A 17,376-nucleotide genomic window follows, 5' to 3' on the forward strand; every position below is an offset into this window, starting at 1 on the left:
GGGCAGCGGCGGCCGGGTGCCCGGCTCGGCGGGACCGTCGCTCATCGGGCCGGCCCTCGGTGGTGCCGACGGTCGCCCGCGCGGGCGGTCACAGCCCCTCCGCCCGGTCCTCGCCGAGCGCGGTGAGCCGGTCGCGCAGCCGGGACGCCTCCGCCGGACGCAGCCCCGGCACCCGCGCGTCACTGGCTGCCGCCGCCGTGTGCAACTGGACGGTGGCCAGGTCGAAGGCACGCTCCAGCGGGCCGGCGCTGACGTCGACGAACTGCATGCGGGAGTACGGGACGATGGACAACCGCCGGACCAGCAGCCCGTGTCGCACCAGCAGGTCGTCGTCGCGCTCGGCGTAGCCCCAGGCGCGTACCGCGCGGACGATGGCCGTGGCCCGCCACGCGCCGAGCACCACCACGAGGGCCAGTGCGAGCCCGAACAGCCAGTGGCCGCTCAACGCCCAGCCGATCGCGGTCACCGCCAGGCCGATGGCCACCACGACCGCGAGTCGGATCAGCTCCACCCAGATCAGGTTGGTGGAGATGGGCTGCCACTGGACGCTGTCCGGCCAGGGCTCCAGCGGCCCCCGCCCCGACGACTGCGGACCGGGGTGGGTCAACGAATCCGGGCCCGGCGGCAGGAGACCAGGCGACGGCAGGTCGGGCGGGAGCGGTCCCGCATCGTGCCCGCCGGACGGGGGCAGGGCGCTCGGCGGCAGCGGGGCCGGCCACGACACGTCCGGTGGGGAAGGGTCCGGGCCGAGGGTGCCGGGTGCCCCGAACGCGCCGGGCGGCGGCACGACGCCGGGCGGCGGACTGGCCGGGGAGGTGGGGTCGGGGGTGGTCGGGCGGTCGACGCGGTCCTCCGCGCTCACCGGCGGACGCCGTTCCGCGCGCCGCCACGCCGCACGATCCGTGCGCCGTGTGCCGCCGCCTCGCCCTGCCCGTCGGCGGCGCGGAGCGCCACGCTGCCGTGTCTCATCGGTCGCTCGCTGCGCTCGCTCACGTGTCGAGGGTAGGCGATCCGGGCACCGGAGTGACGGCACGAAGGAAGCCGCGGACGTTCAGGAATTCGCCGAGACTGTCGCGGTGCTCGGCGCAGGCCAGCCAGGTCTTGCGCCGATCGGCGGTGTGCAGGCGCGGATTGTTCCACTCCAACGCCCAGACGGCGGGGGCGCAGCAGCCCCGGGCCGAGCAGACCAGGGGCTCGTCGGCGGGGGAGGGGAGGTTCATCCGGGCCAGTCTAGGGCGGCCGGACGGAGAGCTTGAGCGCCGGGCGGCCACGGGGGGAGCCGCCCGGCGACGGGGTGAATCGTACACACGGCGGGCCGGTCCCTGTCCACCCGTGACACGCGATTCGGGCATTGGACGCCGCGGCGAAAATCGGCTTCTCCCCACCTCGGCACTCAGGAAGGCGTGCGAGTCTTGATACCGCACCTGCCGCGACGACCGACAAACGCTGTGGAGGACCGGTGGCCCAGCCGACCACGCCCGACGCCCCGACGCCGAACGGGGCGGCACCGGACACACCCGCACCGGTGACGACTACCACGCCGGTGACCGCGCCGGCGCCGGTGACGACGCCCGCGCAGGACGCCACCCTGCTGGAGAAGGCGCTCTTCGAGATCAAACGGGTGATCGTCGGGCAGGACCGGATGGTCGAGCGGATGTTCGTCGCGCTGCTCGCCCGTGGCCACTGCCTGCTCGAAGGCGTGCCCGGTGTGGCCAAGACCCTGGCCGTGGAGACCCTCGCCAAGGTCGTCGGCGGGTCCTTCGCCCGGGTGCAGTTCACCCCGGACCTGGTGCCGGCCGACATCATGGGGACCCGGATCTACCGGCAGTCGAGTGAGAAGTTCGACGTCGAGCTGGGCCCGGTCTTCGTCAACTTCCTGCTCGCCGACGAGATCAACCGTGCTCCGGCCAAGGTGCAGTCGGCGCTGCTGGAGGTCATGAGCGAGCGTCAGGTGTCCATCGGCGGGGAGAGTCACCGGGTGCCCGATCCGTTCCTGGTGATGGCCACCCAGAACCCGATCGAGCAGGAGGGCGTCTACCCGCTGCCGGAGGCGCAGCGGGACCGCTTCCTCATGAAGATCGTGGTGGGCTACCCGACCGACGCCGAGGAACGGGAGATCGTCTATCGGATGGGCGTGACCGCCCCGGAGCCGACGGCGGTCTTCGACACTCCCGAGCTGATCGCTCTGCAGCGCAAGGCCGACCAGGTGTTCGTGCACAACGCGCTGGTCGACTACGCGGTGCGCCTGGTGCTGGCCACCCGCGCGCCCGCCGAGCACGGCATGCCGGACGTCGCCCAGCTGATCCAGTACGGGGCCAGCCCGCGCGCCTCGCTCGGGCTGGTCCGGGCCACCCGCGCGTTGGCGTTGCTGCGCGGGCGCGACTACGCCCTGCCGCAGGACGTGCAGGACATCGCCCCGGACATCCTGCGCCACCGGCTGGTGCTCAGCTACGACGCGCTCGCCGACGACGTGCCGGCCGACCACATCGTGCACCGGGTGATGTCGACCATCCCGCTGCCGGCCGTCGCGCCCCGACAGCAGGCCACCCCTTCGCCGAACACCCCGCCGCCGGGCGCCGGCTGGCCCGGGCAGCGGCCGTGACCTCACCCACCCCTCGTCCCGCCCCCGACCGCAGCGAGGCAGTGCTGTCCCGACTCCAGTTGCTGGTCACCCGCAAGCTCGATGGTCTGCTTCAGGGTGACTACGCCGGCCTGCTCCCAGGGCCGGGCAGCGAGGCGGGCGAGTCCCGGGAGTACCGCCCCGGTGACGACGTACGCCGGATGGACTGGCCGGTGACCGCGCGGACCACGACCCCGCACGTGCGGCGGACGGTCGCGGACCGGGAGTTGGAGACGTGGCTGGCCCTGGACCTCTCGGCCAGCCTGGACTTCGGCACCGGCAAGTGGCTCAAGCGGGAGGTGGTGGTGGCCGCCGCTGCCGCCATCACCCATCTGACCGTGCGCGGCGGCAACCGGATCGGCGCGGTGATCGGCACCGGCGGCGGCGCGTCCGCACCGGCGCGACGGTGGCGGGCCGGCCCGCCGCCGGTCGGACCGGGGGTGCTCACCCGACTGCCGGCCCGCTCGGGCCGCAAGGAGGCGCAGGGCCTGCTGCGGGCCGTCGCCGGCACCGCGATCCAGCCGGGCCGGGGCGATCTGGGCGCGCTTGTCGACATGCTCAACCGCCCGCCCCGGCGGCGCGGGGTGGCAGTGGTGGTCTCGGACTTCCTGGCGCCGACCGAGCAGTGGGCCCGCCCGATGCGCAAGCTGCGCGTCCGGCACGACGTGCTGGCGATCGAGGTGGTGGACCCGCGCGAGCTGGAGCTGCCCGACGTGGGGGTGCTGCCGGTGGTCGACCCGGAGAGCGGTGAGCTGCACGAGGTGCAGACCGCCGATCCACGGTTGCGGCAGCGCTACGCCGAGGCCGCCGCCGCTCAACGGGCCGCGATCTCCGCCGCGCTTCGTGGCGCCGGCGCGGCTCACCTGCGTCTGCGTACCGACCGAGACTGGCTGCTGGACATGGTGCGTTTCGTGGCCGCGCAGCGGCACGCCCGCACCCGGGGGACGACACGATGATCCGTTTTCTGCAACCGTGGTGGCTGCTGGCAGTTCTGCCGGTGCTCGCCCTCGCCGCGTTCTACGTCTGGCGGCAGTTGCACCGCCGGGCGTACGCGATGCGGTTCACCAACGTGGACCTGCTGCGGACCGTCGCGCCCAAGGGTCTGGGCTGGCGGCGGCACGTGCCGGCGACGGCGTTCCTGCTCTGCCTGCTGGTGCTCGCCACGGCGCTGGCCCGTCCGGCGGTGGACACCAAGGAGCCGCTGGAGCGGGCGACCGTGATGCTCGCCATTGACGTGTCACTGTCGATGCAGGCCGACGACGTGGCGCCGAACCGGCTGGAGGCCGCGCAGGAGGCGGCCAAGCAGTTTGTCGGCGAGCTGCCGGAGAGCTACAACCTGGGCCTGGTGTCGTTCGCCAAGGCGGCCAACGTGCTGGTGCCGCCGGGCAAGGACCGGGACGCGGTGACCGCCGCCATCGACGGGCTGGTGCTGGCCGAGGCGACCGCGACGGGTGAGGCGGTGTTCACCTGCCTGGAGGCGATCCGGTCGGTGCCGGCCGACGGCGCGGCGGGTATCCCACCGGCGCGGATCGTGCTGCTGTCGGACGGGTTCCGCACGTCGGGTCGATCGGTGGAGGAGGCGGCGGCCGCCGCGCAGGCGGCCAACGTGCCGGTCTCCACCATCGCGTTCGGCACCGACACCGGTCAGGTCGACATCGGTGGGCAGCTCCAGCGGGTGCCGGTGGACCGACTGGCCCTGGCGGAGCTGGCCGAGACCACCGAGGGCTACTTCTACGAGGCGGCGTCGGTGAGCGAGCTGAAGCAGGTCTACCAGGACATGGGCAGTTCGATCGGGTTCCGCACCGAGCCACGCGAGGTGACCCAGTGGTACGCGGGGCTGGCGCTGCTGCTGGCGCTCTGCGCCGGCGCACTCAGCCTGCTCTGGTCGTCCCGGATGCTCTGACCGCGCCGACGAGGTAACGGAAGGGCCGTTCATTGTGTATCAGGCGATCTTGCTGGACGTGTACGGCACGCTCGTACACGATGATGAAGGCTTGGTCGATGACGTCTGCCTGCAGATAGCAGATCTGATCGCAGTCGATCCGTCTGCCATCAGAAAGGAGTGGTCCCGACTGCTGGAGGCCGGCGCCGAGATGGCGTATGGGGCGGGTTTTCGTACGCTCGCAGACCTGACGCTCGGCAGCCTCGCCGAGGCGGTGGCGACCTTCGGGACAGCCGTGGAGCTTGGGCGGATCTGCCGGAAGCAGCTGCACTTCTGGCGTCATCCACCCTTGTACGACGACAGCCAGCCGTTCCTCGATGCTCTGAAGGTGCCGGTGTGCCTGGTCTCCGACATCGACCAGGACGACCTGGCGGCGGTGCTGCGGTGGCACGGCGTCGCCGTCGCCGCCGCGGTGACCAGCGAAGAAGCCCGTGCATACAAGCCCCGCCCTGAACCGTTCCAACTCGCGCTGGCCCGCCTCGGCCTGGGCCCCGGCGACGTGGTCCACATCGGTAACTCCGCGTCGTCCGATGTTGCCGGAGCCGCCGCTCTGGGTATCGACACGGCATTCCTCGACCGTGCCGGAGTCGGCCTGCCGCCGGGCGTCACGGCAACCTACACAGCGGCGACGCTGACGGCGCTGCTGCCCCAGGTGTCGCCATGCTGAAAATCCTCGTCAGCGGCTGCCTGGGCGGCGCACCGATCCGGTTCAACGAGACCGGCGTGCCGGTCGCCTCTCCGATCTGGCAGCGGTGGGCTTCTGAAGGGCGCCTCGTGTCGCTGTGTCCGGAACTGGCCGTCGGATTCCCGGTGCCCCGTCCGCCAGCCGAGATCGTCGGCGGCAGCGCGGCTGACGTCCTCGACGGCCGCGCCCACGTACACGAAGCATCGGGCCGTGACGTCACCGAACTGTTCCAGGCGGCGGCGCAGCGGTTGGTCGACAAGGCACTGCAGGTCGGCGTCGGGCTGGCCATCCTGGTCGAGGGCAGCCCTACCTGCGGTAGCACCTACGTTCACGACGGAACCTTCACCGGCGTCACTGTCGCTGGGCGCGGCGTCGCGGCCGAGGCGTTGCGCCGCCGGGGCATTCCCGTGTTTCCTCACTACGACCTGGACGGGGCAGCGGCCGCGCTGGCGGAGCAGGAACGGCAGCACGGCAACGCCTGACGCCCGCTCATCGCAGTGTGCGGCGGAGAAGGCGGTTGGGCGGCTTCGGTCAGGGTGTGCACAAGGCGTGGTGGTCAGTGACCGCCGCCGGCCAGGACGAAGACGACGGCCACCCAGACGGCGGCGAGGGTGAAGCCCAGCGGGGCGACGTAGCGGCTCATGGACGGCTCCGAGTGGCGGCTGGACGGTCCGCGTGCGGGGGCGGACCGCAGGGGGTGGGGACGCGCACACGAAGTCGTGACCGGGCGGCTCCCGGCGACCGTCCGGTGAAGCCGGACGGCGCGGCACACGCGCCCCGGCGTCAGCCGAGGCGGTGGGGGAGCGGAGCGGGGTCAGCTCGCCAGACTGAGTCGTGGCTCAGCGGGGCTGACCATCGGCCCGGCCACGACTAGGAGGATCGCTATCTCGCACAGCGATCACCTCCTGCAAGTCGGCCCGGCCGGAACGTCGATGATCGTACACCTGGGCCGGCGCCGGAACGCACTCGGCCGACCGGTCGGCGAGCGCTCCACCGCGCGGCCGACGCCACCGGTCGGGGCCGTCCGCCGACCCGTGGCGGCGGCCCGTGCGCACGACCGTGACCAGCACCACGGCGAGCAGGGGCAGCCAGCAGAACCGGGCCAGCACCCACGCCGGACCGTCCGGCGCGGTGTGCAGACCGGGCAGGGCCAGACCGCCCCGGGCGGTGAGCGCCGTCACCGTGACCAGCACCGGCTGGTGCCACAGGTAGATCCGCACGGCGTTGTGGTTCACCGCGGTCACCGCCCGGCCCGGCAACGGTCGGGCCAGCAGGCGTTCCCAGCCGGGCCGGGCCAGCAGTCCCAGCCCGACCTGGGTGAGGGCCAACGCCACCGCCAGCAGCGACGGCGGGTTCAGGTTGGACACCCCCTCGCCGGGCACCCCGACCGCGCTGACCGGGTAGCCCACCGCCAGCAGCGCGGCCAGTGCCACGGCCCCACCAGCCGCCAGCAGACCGGCCGTGCGCCGCCCGGCCAGGCGCCCATCGGCGTACGCCAGGCCCAGCAGGTAGGGCACCGCCCAGGCCGCCACCACGCTGACCGGTGCCACCGCCACGCCGTCCGGCAGGACGCGGACCGCCACGTCGCTCGCCGCCACCACGGCTACCGCCGGCACGACGCAGCGAACCAACCCCCACCGGCGTACGGCGGCGCGCAGCGGGCCGCTCACCGCCACCAGGAGCAGCAGCGGCACCAGGAACCAGAGCGGGCTGACCGCCAGCCGCAGCCCGACGGCGAGCGTGTCGTCGGGTGCGCCCGCCACGGTGGCGGCCAGCAGCACTGCCGCACCGACGCCCAGCAGGGCCACCGCGGGCAGCAGCAGCCGGCGCGACCGGCGGGCCAGCCACCGACCCGTCCCGCCCTGGTGACGCGCCAGCGACCGGGCCGAGCCGAAGCCGGCGGCGAAGAAGAACAGGCCGAGCGTCTGCAACACCCAGGTCACCGGGCGCAGGTCGGGCAGCATGGTCAGCGGGCTGGCCTGGTGCAGCCCGCCGTCGCCGGCCAGCACCAGACCGGTGACCAGCCAGTGCCCGAGCACCACACCACCGATCGCGTACGCCCGCAGCGCGTCGACCGCGCGGTCGCGGCTCACCGGGCGTCCCCGGTCGGGGCGGCGCCCAGCACGACAGCCGTGACCGCGGCCAGGGTGGCGCTGCCGGTCGCCAGGTAGCCGTCGTGCCCGGACACCCCGTCCACGGGCAGCGGCCGGGCGCCGAACGCCGGATCGCCAGGGCGCCGCCCGTAGCCGAGGCCGGGCAGCCGCACCGGTGGCACCCGGCGGATCCAGTCCGACGGCGCCTCGGCCGCCCAGAACCGCAACCCGTCGCGCAGGTCGGCGGCGCGCTGCACCCCGGCGCCGACGCCACCGAGGCTGACCACGTCGGTCACCTGCGCCGGGGCGTGCGTCGTCGCCAGCGCCGCCACCAACGCCCCGTAGCTGTGCCCGATCACCGTGATCGTCGCGTCGGGGCGACGCGCGGCCAGTTCCCGCAGCAGCCCGGCCAGCCCGACCGCCCCACGCCGGGCGCTGGTGTCGTTGACGGCGGTCAGCACCCCGTCGGGCGGGTCGTAGCCCAACCAGGCCAGCACCGCGACCCGCGCCGCCGGGTCGGTCGACCGCAGCTGCCCGTACAGCTGCGTGGCCTGCACCGCAGGTGCCCGCCGGGCCACCCCGCCCAACCCGCGGTCGAAGTCGGCAAGCGTGCTGCCCACCCCCGGCACCAGCACGGCGATGCGGTCCGCGCCGGCCAGGTCGCCGATCACCTCGACCGCGCGGCCGTCACCGCGCTCGTCGAACAGCAGGAACCGGCGTCCGTCGGCCGCCCAGTCCGCGTACGGGGGGCCGGCCGCGCGCATCGCCGCGGCGGTGACCGGGTAGGCCTCGACGAATCCCGCCGCCGCGACCGGCTCCGGCCGGGTGGGCAGGACCAGGTTCACGCCGAGCAGTGCGCTCAGTGCGAAGCGGGCGGCACCTCGTCGTCGCATCACGTTCTCCCTCCGGTTTGTCGTCCGGAGGGAGAGTGCGGGGGCGCCCGGGTCGCGGGCGTCGCACCGGGGAGCCGTTTCGCGGCTGGCCCTGTGGGGCTACTCGCCGGCGGCGACCAGACCCGTCTCGTACGCCAGCACCACGGCCTGGGCCCGGTCGCGCAGCCCCAGCTTGCCGAGGATCCGCCCCACGTGCGTCTTCACCGTCTGCTCCGCTACCACCAGGTCACCGGCGATCTCCGCGTTGTTGCGACCCCGGGCGATCAACCGCAGCACCTCGGTCTCGCGGGGCGTGAGCCCGGCCAGGTCGGTCGGGCGGGGTCGACGGCGGTCCGGGCGGGCCGCGAACTCGGCGATCAGCCGGCGGGTCACCGCCGGGGCGAGCAACGCGTCCCCGGCCGCCACCACCCGCACCGCCTGCACCAGGTCGGCCGCCGGCGCGTCCTTGAGCAGGAAACCGCTGGCACCGGCGCGCAGCGCCTCGTACACGTAGTCGTCCAGGTCGAACGTCGTGAGGATGAGCACCCGGGGGCGCTGCGCCGAGCGGTCGCCGAGCAGCTTGCGGGTGGCCTCCAACCCGTCCATGACCGGCATCCGCACGTCCATCAGCACCACGTCCGGGTCGAGCCGGCGGGTGGCGGCGACTGCCTGCGCGCCGTCGGCGGCGTCACCCACCACGAGCAGGTCCGGCTGGGCGGCGAGCAAAGCGCCGAAGCCCTGCCGGACCATCGCCTGGTCGTCGGCGATCAGCACCTTGATCATGCGTCTCCGCTCTGCGCCTCGTACGGCAGGTCGGCCGCCACCGCGTAACCGCCGTCGGGCAGCGGCCCGGCGGTGAACGTACCGCCCAGTGAGGTGGCCCGCTCCCGCATGCCGGTCAGCCCGTGCCCCGGACTGCCGTCGGCGGTCGGTCGGGCGTCGGTCGGGGAGTTCTCGACGCGTACTCCCAGACCGGACTGACGGGCGCGGACGGTGACGCGCACCGCGGCGCCGGCCGCGTGCCGGGCCGCGTTCGCCAGCCCCTCCTGCACGATGCGGTACGCGGCCAGCCCGACCGGCGCGGGCACCCGCCCGTCACCCAGCGAATCGACGTCCAGGGTCACCGGCAGTCCGGCGCGGCGGGCCGCGTCCACCATCGGGCCCAGGTCGGTCAGGTCGGGCTGCGGAGCGGTCTGCGGGCCGGTGGCCTCGCTGCGCAGCACCCCCAGCAGCCGCCGCATGTCGGTGAGCGCGTCACGGGCCGAGCCGGCGATGGCGGCGAACTCGGCGGCCGCCGGCGCCGGCACGTCGGTCAACCGGTACGGCGCGGTCTCGGCCTGCACCGCGATCAGCGACATGTGGTGGGCCACCACGTCGTGCAGCTCGCGGGCGATCCGGGTGCGCTCCTCCAGCACCGCGCGGCGTTCCTGCTCCCGCTCGCTCAGCTCGGTCTGCGCGGCCAGCGCCCGCCGGGACAGCCGGTTGCGCCGGATCAGGTCACCGACGATCGCCAGCGCGCCGAGCAGCGCCAGGACGGCGGCCCGGTTCTCCGGGTGCGCCAGGGTGAGCACCGGCACCGCGGTGATCGCCACCACCCAGGCCAGCACCGGCCGGTCGACCCGCGCGACGACCACCGCGACCACCGCTACCGAGCCGAGCGCCAGCGGCGGCGTCCACGGCCCGGGCAGGCCGGCCGGCGCGTTGAACGTGCACACCAGCAGGGCCAGCACCGTGAGCCGCCAGGCCAGCAGCGGACGCCGGGGCAGCGCCAGCAGCGGCGCCACCGTCATCGCCGCGAACAGCACCGCGACCGGCGCCGGCAGACCCCAGTCGCTCTCCACGGCGAACGTGATCCAGAAGAGGCCGAGCGCGGCCAGCAGCCCGACCGGGGCGGCGGGGCGGGCCAGCCGGGGCCAGCGGGCCAGCAGCGGTCGACCGGGCGGGGCGTCCGGGCCCCACAGGGTCTGCCGCAGCGCCCGCAGGGCCACGGCGATCGGTTGCCGGTTCACCACCCGGAGGCTACGGGCAGAGCCCGTCACGGGGCGTGCCACCAGGGGTTGATCCCGGTGTCGTACCCCGGTGTGACGCGGCTCCCGTTAGCGCTTACCTGTGGGTAACGCCTAGGCTCGCCAGCGACTGAGATCAGCTGAGCAAGGGGGAACAGTGGCCCGTACCGTGCTGGTGACCGGGGGCAACCGGGGGATCGGCCTGGCCATCGCGCAGGCCTTCGCCAAGCAGGGCGACCGGGTGGCCGTCACCCACCGCAGCGGCGACGCCCCCGACGGGCTGTTCGGCGTGCGCGCCGACGTCACCGACGCGGCCTCGATCGACGCCGCGTTCACCGCCGTCGAGGCCGAGCTGGGGCCGGTCGAGGTGGTGGTCGCCAACGCCGGCATGACCGACGACACCCTGCTGCTGCGGATGTCCGAGGAGCAGTTCACCGGTGTGCTGGACACCAACCTCACCGGCGCGTTCCGGGTCGCGAAGCGGGCCTCGGGCAAGATGCTGCGGGCCAAGTGGGGCCGCATGATCTTCATCTCCTCGGTGGTGGGCCTCTCCGGCGGCGCCGGTCAGGTCAACTACGCCGCCAGCAAGGCCGGCCTGGTCGGCGTGGCCCGCTCGATCACCCGTGAGCTGGGCAGCCGCAACATCACCGCGAACGTGGTGGCGCCCGGCTTCATCGACACCGACATGACCGCCAGCCTCAGCGACGACCGCAAGGCGGAGATCCGCAAGTCCATCCCGGCCGGCCGCATGGCCAGCCCGGACGAGGTGGCCGCCGTGGTCACCTGGCTGGCCTCGGACGGCGCCGGGTACGTCTCCGGCGCCGTGATCCCGGTCGACGGCGGCCTCGGCATGGGCCACTGACCAGCGCTTCGACAACGTACGGAGGAAACCCTGCATGTCCGGACTGCTCGCCGGTAAGCGGCTGCTCGTCACCGGTGTGATCACCGAGGCTTCGATCGCCTTCTCGGTGGCGAAACTCGCCCAGGAGAACGGCGCGCAGGTCGTGCTGACCGGCTTCGGACGGCTCTCCCTGGTCGAGCGGATCGCCAAGCGGCTGCCCGAGCCCGCCCCGGTGATCGAGGTCGACGTGACCAACACCGAGCACCTGGCCAGCCTCGCCGACCGGGTACGGGAGCACGTCGACGGCCTCGACGGCGTCGTGCACTCGATCGGCTTCGCCCCGCAGAGCTGCCTCGGGGGCGGGTTCCTCGACGCGCCCTGGGAGGACGTGGCGACCGCCCTGCACGTCTCCACCTTCTCGTACAAGTCCCTCGCGATGGCGGCGCTGCCGCTGATGTCGGCCGGCGGCGCGGTGGTCGGCCTGACCTTCGACGCCACGAAGGCGTGGCCGGTCTACGACTGGATGGGCGTGGCCAAGGCCGGCCTGGAGTCCGCGTCCCGCTACCTCGCCATGCACCTGGGCAAGCAGGGCATCCGCAGCAACCTGGTCGCCGCCGGGCCACTGCGCACCATCGCCGCGAAGTCGATCCCCGGCTTCGACCAGTTCGAGGAGGCGTGGGCCGAGCGGGCGCCGCTGGGCTGGAGCCTCACCGACCAGGAGCCGGCCGCCCGGGCCTGCCTGGCGCTGCTCTCGGACTGGTTCCCGGCCACCACCGGCGAGATCGTGCACGTCGACGGCGGCTACCACGCCGTCGGTTCCTGACGCTGCGCCGCGACGCTCCCTGGTCGCCGTCCGCGTGATCCACGCGTCCGGACCAGGGGGCGTCGCCGGGCCGTCGCGGCCGAGGGGCGAGAATGACCCCATGGCGTACGACGCGGTGGTGCTGGTGTCCTTCGGCGGGCCCGAACGGCCCGAGGATGTGATGCCGTTCCTGCAGAACGTGACCCGCGGCCGAGGCGTGCCGCCCGAGCGGCTGGCCGAGGTCGCCGAGCACTACCAGCACTTCGGCGGGGTGTCCCCGATCAACCAGCAGAACCGCGAGTTGCTGGCCGCCGTCCGCGCCGACTTCGCCGCGCACGGTCTCGACCTGCCCATCTACTGGGGCAACCGCAACTGGGACCCGATGCTCGCCGACACCGTGACACAGATGCGCGACGACGGGGTGACCCGGGCGCTGGCCTTCGTCACCAGCGCGTACGGCGGCTACTCGTCCTGCCGGCAGTACCAGGAGGACATCGCCGCCGCCCGCGCCGCCGTCGGCCCGGACGCCCCGGTGATCGAGAAGATCCGCCAGTTCTGGGACCATCCCGGCTTCATCGAGCCGCACGTCGACGCCGTCCGTGCCGCGCTGGGCCAGCTCGACCCGGCCCGGCGGGACACCACCCGGCTGGTGTTCACCGCCCACTCCATCCCCACCTCGATGGCGGCCAACGCCGGCCCGCACGGCGGCCGGTACGAGGCGCAACTGCGGGAGGCCGCCGCGCTGGTGGCCGCTGCCGCCGCCCCCGACCTGGCGTACGACCTGGTCTGGCAGAGCCGTTCGGGCCCCCCGCACGTGCCGTGGCTGGAGCCGGACATCAACGACCACCTGGGCACCCTCGCCGAGGGCGGCACCACGAGCGTGGTGGTCAGCCCGATCGGGTTCGTCTCCGACCACCTGGAAGTGGTGTGGGACCTCGACACCGAGGCACTGGAGACGGCCAAGCAGCTCGGCCTGGACTTCGTCCGGGCGGGCACCCCGGGCATCGACCCGCGATTCGTGACAATGGTCCGGGAGCTGGTCACCGAGCGGACCGACCCGGACGGCGCGCAGCTGCGTCGCCGTCTCGGCGAGCTGCCGATGTGGGACACCTGCCCCACCGTCTGCTGTGTTCCGACCCGCCGTCCGACGCCCGCTGGGAGCACCGATGCATGACCGCAAGCCCGTGCAGAGCTGGCTCACCGACATGGACGGCGTGCTGGTGCACGAGGGCCAGCCGGTGCCCGGCGCACCGGAGTTCATCAACCGGCTGCGCGCCTCCGGCAAGCCGTTCCTGGTGCTGACCAACAACTCGATCTACACCCCGCGGGACCTCACCGCCAGGTTGAGCCGGATGGGCCTGGACGTGCCGGAGGAGTCGATCTGGTCCTCCGCCCTGGCCACCGGCCAGTTCCTCGCCGACCAGCGGCCGGGTGGCACCGCGTACGTCATCGGAGAGGCCGGCCTGACCACGGCGCTGCACGCGGTCGGCTACGTGCTCACCGACTTCGCCCCGGACTACGTGGTGCTCGGCGAGACCCGCACCTACAGCTTCGAGGCGATCACCAAGGCGGTGCGGCTGATCAACGACGGGGCCCGGTTCATCTGCACCAACCCCGACGTGACCGGCCCGTCCGTGGAGGGCGCCCTGCCCGCCGCCGGCTCGGTCGCTGCCATGATCTCCAAGGCGACCGGGGTGGAGCCGTACTTCGTCGGCAAGCCGAACCCGATGATGATGCGCTCCGCGCTGAACACCATCAACGCGCACTCGGAGACCACCGCGATGATCGGCGACCGGATGGACACCGACATCCTCTGCGGTCTGGAGGCTGGGCTGGAGACGATCCTGGTGCTCACCGGCATCAGCAGCCGTACCGAGGCGGAGCGCTACCCGTACCGACCGTCCCGGATCATCAACTCGGTGGCCGACCTGCTCGACGAGGTCTGACCGCGCCCCGCTCTCGCCGATCTTGCACTTGCTGTCGCCGGTATGGCCGGGATGCCCGTTGTGCCGCGACACAAAGTGCAAGATCGACGCGGTGTGGGGTCAGGGGCGTAGCGGGGCGTTGCAGGCGGCGACCAGCGCCTGCCGACAGGCCGTGGTGAGCGGGCGCAGCGCGGCGTCGCGCTGCTGGGCCTCGTAGTTGTTGATCGCGCCACCGGGCGCGGCGTGCCCGGCCAGCGCGAGCACCCGGTCGAGCACCGCGGCCCTGGCGAAGAGCCGGCGGGCCCGCGGGTCGAAGCCGGGTGGCAGATCGGTGGCGCCGTCCGGGCGGCGCAGCGCGGCCAGCGCTCCGGCCAACTCGGGCCGCCACTGGGCCACGTCGAGCCGGGTCAGCGCGGCTGTCGTCTCGGCCAGTGCGGCGGCCAGCTCGGCCTCCGCCTCGGCGGCGCCGGGCAGCGACAGCGAGGCGGCCGGGGCGTTGGCCGGCAGCGGGTACACCCGCCACAGCACCGTCTCGAAACAGTCCCCCGAGCCGGACGTGTGGCTGCGCACCTGCGGGATCAGACCCAGCCCGCCGGCCACCACCGCCTCGCCGGCCACCAGCGCCGCCCCGGCGAAGTCCCCGGGACCGGGCAGACCCCGCGGGTCGCCCGGCGCGGGCAGCACCAGACGGATCTCGTCGGGGGAGAGCTTGGCCAGGGTGGGCAGCGCGGCACCCAGCGGGACGTCGGTCCAGGTGCCGGGGGCGTCCGCAACGAGATGCTCCTCGTCACCGGCGATGGCGTCGGCGACCTCGTCGTACGGCACCAGCCCGGCACGCCACGCGCGCACCCAGGCAACGAACCGGCTCGACCGGCGCGGCGCAAGCGTGGCCGCGCCCGTTGCGGGGGTGGACATGCCGAAAGGGTACGTGGTCATCGGTGGCCCTGTCTCGACTGCCGCTCCGGCCGCCCTGCCTGCCCCGAACTGCCCCCTTCGCCCGATCCTCGTCCGCGGCGCGGCTCGCTGATCCGCTGTCGACCGTCATTCGGCGGCGCCGCGGCCCCGACCGTGTGCCTCCCGGAGCGCTAGCGCAGCCGCAGACCCGCGATGACCAGGCCGACCATGAGGCGCGCGTCGTAGCCAGGGTTGTCCGCGCCGATGCAGAGGTTGCCGACGCCGTGCATCAGGACGAGGGCGTCCATGTCGGGAATGATCTCGCCGGCCGTGCTGGCGGCGTCGAGCAGTTCGGCGCAGACGGGGACGAGTCGGTCGAGGAAGTAGGCGTGCAGCGTCTGGAAGGCGGCGTCGTCGGACCGCATCGCCTCGGCGAGGCCGTGCTTGGTGACCAGGAAGTCGACGAAGAGGTGGATCCAGCTCGCCAGGGCGGCGTGCGGGGTGGCGCTCTCCGCGAGCAGCACCGGGCCGGCCGCGGCGCATGCCTCCACCTGGTGTCGGTACACCGCGACGATCAGGTCGGCGCGGGTCGGGAAGTGGCGGTAGATCGTCCCGACGCCGACGCCGGCCCTGGCGGCGATGTCACGCACCGGCGCATTGACTCCAGAGGCGACGAATGCCGCGGCGGCCGCCTCCAGGAGCGCCGTCTCGTTGCGCCGCGAATCAGCCCGCCGCTTGCGCGGGGCACCCGCCTCCGTGCCGGTCACCGTTACCCCCGTCACATCCCTTGGAAAACGGAACCATGTTCCGTATGTTTTAACGGAACCGAGTTCCGCCTATGCAGCATGCCAGGAACGGCAGGCGGACACCAAGTCAACCAGGAGCGATCATGCACGCAATGCCCGAGCCCACGCCTGTGGTCTCCGTCCACCCCGTCACGGTGCCGGCCCCGGACCGCGGCGACGATCTGCACGTACGCGTCTCCGCGCCCACGACCGGCCACGAACTGCCGGTCATCGTCTTCTCGCACGGCTTCGGTGGCGCGGCCACCCTGTACGGTCCGCTTGTCGACTTCTGGGCCTCGCACGGTTTCGTCGTCATCCAGCCCACCCATCTCGACTCACGGCGGCTGAACCTTCCGCCCGACGACCCCCGCACCCCGGCGATCTGGCGCATCCGGGTGGACGACCTGACGCGCAGCCTCGACCACCTCGACCTGCTGGAGTCGTCAGTCCCCGGCCTCGCCGGACGGCTCGACCGCACCCGGATCGCCGTCGCCGGCCACTCCTGGGGCGCCCAGACGGCGAGCACCCTGCTGGGAGCCCGAGTCCTCGACGCCGATCAGAACCCCGGAGAGGACATGCGCGACCCACGGATCACGGCAGGCGTCCTGCTGGCCGTGACCGGCCGGGGCGGGGCCGACCTCTCTCCGTTCGCGGCCGAGCACTTCCCCTTCATGAGCCCGAGCTTCGCCACCATGCACACCCCGACCCTCGTCGTCGCGGGCGACCGGGACGACTCCCCGCTGTCGGTCCGTGGGCCGGACTGGTTCACCGACGCGTACCACCTGAGCCCGGGGAGCAAGAGCCTGCTCACGTTGTTCGGGGCGGAGCACTCGCTCGGCGGCATCTCCGACTACGAGGCCAGGGAGACGACGGACGAGAGCCCCGAGCGGGTCGCTCTGCTCCAGCGGCTCACCTGGGCGTACCTGCGCGACGCCCTCGGCCTCAAGGACTCCGCCTGGCCGGCGCCGGTCGAGAGCACCCTGGGATGCCTCGAATCCACTCCCTGATCGATGGCCGGGGCGGTGTGTCGGGGGGCGGCGCGCTGGTGGGGACGTTAGCGTGATCGACATGGCGGGGCGATACGGCGAGGACGTGCTGGCGGGGGACTGGCGGCGGCGGAAGGTCACCCCCGAGGTGGACGCCGAACCGGATCTCGTGGTGGAGGACGCCGACTCCGGGTTCTGCGGGGCGGTGGTGGGCTTCGAGGCCGGCGCGGTGGTCCTGGAGGACCGGCACGGCCGGCGGCGCAACTTCCCGCTGCTGCCCGCGGCGTTCCTGCTCGACGGCCGTCCGGTGACGCTGCGCCGCCCGAGCCGCGCCCCGGTGCCGGCGGCCCGCCGACGTACCGCGTCCGGTTCGGTGGCGGTGGACAATGTTCGCGCCCAGGTGGCCAAGGCCAGCCGGATCTGGGTGGAGGGCATCCACGACGCCGCCCTGGTCGAGCGGATCTGGGGCGACGACCTGCGGATCGAGGGTGTGGTGGTCGAGCCGTTGGACGGCATCGACGACCTGGACGCCGACGTACGCGACTTCGGTCCCGGCCCGACCCGACGCCTCGGCGTGCTCGTCGACCACCTGGTGCCGGGCAGCAAGGAGAGCCGCATCGTGGCCCGGGTCAACTCGCCGTACGTCCTGGTGACCGGCCACCCGTACGTGGATGTCTGGCAGGCGGTCAAACCGGCGGCACTGGGTATCGCGGCGTGGCCGGTCGTGCCGCCGGGGCAGCCGTGGAAGGAGGGGGTCTGCGCGGCCCTCGGGGTGGCCGAGCCGGCCGACATGTGGCGGCACATCCTGTCCCGGGTGAACAGTTTCGCCGACGTGGAGACCCCTCTGATCAACGCCATGGAACGCCTCATCGACTTCGTCACCGAGCCAGCCTGACCGCCGCCTGCCGCCCGCCGCCCCGCCGCC

20 protein-coding genes are annotated in these 17,376 nt (G+C 73.4%); 11 read left to right on the top strand and 9 right to left on the bottom strand.

All coding sequences use genetic code 11. The annotated features are described in order from the left end of the window. Window positions 1-88: 88 nt before the first annotated feature. From B0E54_RS24920 to B0E54_RS24925, 3 genes are all read right to left on the bottom strand, one after another. Window positions 89-691, bottom strand: a complete 603-nt coding sequence (locus B0E54_RS24920; protein ID WP_374109316.1) for a PH domain-containing protein — start codon at window positions 689-691, stop codon at window positions 89-91. 167 nt (window positions 692-858) lie between these two features. Beyond that, the gene (locus B0E54_RS32545; RefSeq protein ID WP_255787621.1) at window positions 859-993 is read right to left on the bottom strand and encodes a hypothetical protein; all 135 of its coding nucleotides are present in this window, start codon (window positions 991-993) and stop codon (window positions 859-861) included. Further along, entirely contained in the window at window positions 990-1,220 is a 231-nt protein-coding gene (locus tag B0E54_RS24925) for a hypothetical protein (protein ID WP_234588468.1), read from the bottom strand. The genes B0E54_RS32545 and B0E54_RS24925 overlap by 4 nt, the downstream gene beginning before the upstream one ends. A 239-nt stretch (window positions 1,221-1,459) precedes the next feature. Between B0E54_RS24925 and B0E54_RS24930 the strand changes: the two genes are divergently transcribed. From B0E54_RS24930 to B0E54_RS24950, 5 genes are read left to right on the top strand one after another with little or no spacing between them, the layout of a single operon-like run. Continuing rightward, window positions 1,460-2,602 (top strand): MoxR family ATPase, encoded by a 1,143-nt coding sequence (locus B0E54_RS24930; RefSeq protein ID WP_234588469.1) that lies wholly within the window; start codon window positions 1,460-1,462, stop codon window positions 2,600-2,602. After that, the gene (locus B0E54_RS24935; protein ID WP_234588508.1) at window positions 2,581-3,576 is read left to right on the top strand and encodes a DUF58 domain-containing protein; all 996 of its coding nucleotides are present in this window, start codon (window positions 2,581-2,583) and stop codon (window positions 3,574-3,576) included. The genes B0E54_RS24930 and B0E54_RS24935 overlap by 22 nt, the downstream gene beginning before the upstream one ends. Further along, window positions 3,573-4,523 (top strand): VWA domain-containing protein, encoded by a 951-nt coding sequence (locus tag B0E54_RS24940; protein ID WP_234588470.1) that lies wholly within the window; start codon window positions 3,573-3,575, stop codon window positions 4,521-4,523. The genes B0E54_RS24935 and B0E54_RS24940 overlap by 4 nt, the downstream gene beginning before the upstream one ends. Before the next feature lie 34 nt (window positions 4,524-4,557). Beyond that, on the top strand, window positions 4,558-5,229 hold the full coding sequence (locus B0E54_RS24945) for an HAD family hydrolase (RefSeq protein WP_234588471.1): 672 nt from the start codon (window positions 4,558-4,560) through the stop codon (window positions 5,227-5,229). Next, window positions 5,223-5,729: a DUF523 domain-containing protein gene (locus B0E54_RS24950; protein WP_234588472.1), complete on the top strand. Its 507-nt coding sequence runs from the start codon at window positions 5,223-5,225 to the stop codon at window positions 5,727-5,729. Before B0E54_RS24945 ends, B0E54_RS24950 begins: the two co-directional genes overlap by 7 nt. Before the next feature lie 357 nt (window positions 5,730-6,086). Here B0E54_RS24950 and B0E54_RS24955 read toward each other — a convergent pair whose 3' ends face one another. The 4 genes from B0E54_RS24955 to B0E54_RS24970 form a co-directional block, all read right to left on the bottom strand. After that, on the bottom strand, window positions 6,087-7,340 hold the full coding sequence (locus B0E54_RS24955) for an acyltransferase family protein (protein ID WP_234588473.1): 1,254 nt from the start codon (window positions 7,338-7,340) through the stop codon (window positions 6,087-6,089). Further along, on the bottom strand, window positions 7,337-8,233 hold the full coding sequence (locus tag B0E54_RS24960) for an alpha/beta hydrolase (RefSeq protein WP_234588474.1): 897 nt from the start codon (window positions 8,231-8,233) through the stop codon (window positions 7,337-7,339). The genes B0E54_RS24955 and B0E54_RS24960 overlap by 4 nt, the downstream gene beginning before the upstream one ends. A gap of 99 nt (window positions 8,234-8,332) precedes the next feature. Then, window positions 8,333-8,995 carry a response regulator transcription factor gene (locus B0E54_RS24965; RefSeq protein WP_007462555.1) on the bottom strand — a complete coding sequence of 221 codons (663 nt, stop codon included), beginning with the start codon at window positions 8,993-8,995 and terminating at the stop codon, window positions 8,333-8,335. After that, a complete protein-coding gene (locus B0E54_RS24970; protein ID WP_234588475.1) occupies window positions 8,992-10,221 on the bottom strand; it encodes a sensor histidine kinase in 1,230 nt (409 codons plus the stop codon). The genes B0E54_RS24965 and B0E54_RS24970 overlap by 4 nt, the downstream gene beginning before the upstream one ends. 154 nt (window positions 10,222-10,375) lie before the next feature. Here B0E54_RS24970 and fabG point away from each other — a divergent pair, with 154 nt between their 5' ends. The 4 genes from fabG to B0E54_RS24990 all read left to right on the top strand — a co-directional run bounded on the left by fabG (window position 10,376) and on the right by B0E54_RS24990 (window position 13,807). Beyond that, the gene (gene fabG / locus B0E54_RS24975; protein ID WP_234588476.1) at window positions 10,376-11,080 is read left to right on the top strand and encodes a 3-oxoacyl-ACP reductase FabG; all 705 of its coding nucleotides are present in this window, start codon (window positions 10,376-10,378) and stop codon (window positions 11,078-11,080) included. Between the two features lie 34 nt (window positions 11,081-11,114). Further along, window positions 11,115-11,882, top strand: a complete 768-nt coding sequence (gene fabI, locus B0E54_RS24980; protein ID WP_234588477.1) for an enoyl-ACP reductase FabI — start codon at window positions 11,115-11,117, stop codon at window positions 11,880-11,882. A gap of 100 nt (window positions 11,883-11,982) precedes the next feature. Beyond that, on the top strand, window positions 11,983-13,035 hold the full coding sequence (locus B0E54_RS24985) for a ferrochelatase (protein WP_234588478.1): 1,053 nt from the start codon (window positions 11,983-11,985) through the stop codon (window positions 13,033-13,035). Then, window positions 13,028-13,807, top strand: a complete 780-nt coding sequence (locus B0E54_RS24990) for an HAD-IIA family hydrolase (RefSeq protein WP_234588479.1) — start codon at window positions 13,028-13,030, stop codon at window positions 13,805-13,807. Before B0E54_RS24985 ends, B0E54_RS24990 begins: the two co-directional genes overlap by 8 nt. Window positions 13,808-13,906: 99 nt before the next feature. Here the strand turns inward: B0E54_RS24990 and B0E54_RS24995 are convergent, their stop codons facing one another. Together B0E54_RS24995 and B0E54_RS25000 are read right to left on the bottom strand one after the other, a co-directional pair. Further along, a complete protein-coding gene (locus tag B0E54_RS24995; RefSeq protein WP_039908695.1) occupies window positions 13,907-14,701 on the bottom strand; it encodes a hypothetical protein in 795 nt (264 codons plus the stop codon). A 170-nt stretch (window positions 14,702-14,871) separates the two neighbouring features. Next, window positions 14,872-15,447 (bottom strand): TetR/AcrR family transcriptional regulator, encoded by a 576-nt coding sequence (locus B0E54_RS25000; protein WP_234588481.1) that lies wholly within the window; start codon window positions 15,445-15,447, stop codon window positions 14,872-14,874. Between the two features lie 122 nt (window positions 15,448-15,569). On the opposite strand from B0E54_RS25000, the gene B0E54_RS25005 reads away from it, so the two are divergent. Further along, window positions 15,570-16,472, top strand: a complete 903-nt coding sequence (locus B0E54_RS25005) for a chlorophyllase (protein WP_234588484.1) — start codon at window positions 15,570-15,572, stop codon at window positions 16,470-16,472. Between the two features lie 61 nt (window positions 16,473-16,533). Continuing rightward, a complete protein-coding gene (locus B0E54_RS25010; RefSeq protein ID WP_234588486.1) occupies window positions 16,534-17,346 on the top strand; it encodes a DUF3097 domain-containing protein in 813 nt (270 codons plus the stop codon). Window positions 17,347-17,376 lie beyond the last annotated feature (30 nt).

This window comes from Micromonospora sp. MH99 (assembly GCF_021442385.1).
GTDB lineage: Bacteria > Actinomycetota > Actinomycetes > Mycobacteriales > Micromonosporaceae > Micromonospora.

What these genes read in the sequence shown, in the direction of transcription:
- B0E54_RS25005 (WP_234588484.1), top strand. Translation starts at nt 15,570, where the DNA reads ATGCACGCAATGCCCGAGCCCACGCCTGTGGTCTCCGTCCACCCCGTC.
- fabI (WP_234588477.1), top strand. Translation starts at nt 11,115, where the DNA reads ATGTCCGGACTGCTCGCCGGTAAGCGGCTGCTCGTCACCGGTGTGATC.
- B0E54_RS24960 (WP_234588474.1), bottom strand. Translation starts at nt 8,233, where the DNA reads ATGCGACGACGAGGTGCCGCCCGCTTCGCACTGAGCGCACTGCTCGGC.
- B0E54_RS24990 (WP_234588479.1), top strand. Translation starts at nt 13,028, where the DNA reads ATGCATGACCGCAAGCCCGTGCAGAGCTGGCTCACCGACATGGACGGC.
- B0E54_RS24965 (WP_007462555.1), bottom strand. Translation starts at nt 8,995, where the DNA reads ATGATCAAGGTGCTGATCGCCGACGACCAGGCGATGGTCCGGCAGGGC.
- B0E54_RS25010 (WP_234588486.1), top strand. Translation starts at nt 16,534, where the DNA reads ATGGCGGGGCGATACGGCGAGGACGTGCTGGCGGGGGACTGGCGGCGG.
- B0E54_RS24950 (WP_234588472.1), top strand. Translation starts at nt 5,223, where the DNA reads ATGCTGAAAATCCTCGTCAGCGGCTGCCTGGGCGGCGCACCGATCCGG.
- B0E54_RS24940 (WP_234588470.1), top strand. Translation starts at nt 3,573, where the DNA reads ATGATCCGTTTTCTGCAACCGTGGTGGCTGCTGGCAGTTCTGCCGGTG.
- B0E54_RS24985 (WP_234588478.1), top strand. Translation starts at nt 11,983, where the DNA reads ATGGCGTACGACGCGGTGGTGCTGGTGTCCTTCGGCGGGCCCGAACGG.
- B0E54_RS24925 (WP_234588468.1), bottom strand. Translation starts at nt 1,220, where the DNA reads ATGAACCTCCCCTCCCCCGCCGACGAGCCCCTGGTCTGCTCGGCCCGG.
- B0E54_RS24995 (WP_039908695.1), bottom strand. Translation starts at nt 14,701, where the DNA reads ATGTCCACCCCCGCAACGGGCGCGGCCACGCTTGCGCCGCGCCGGTCG.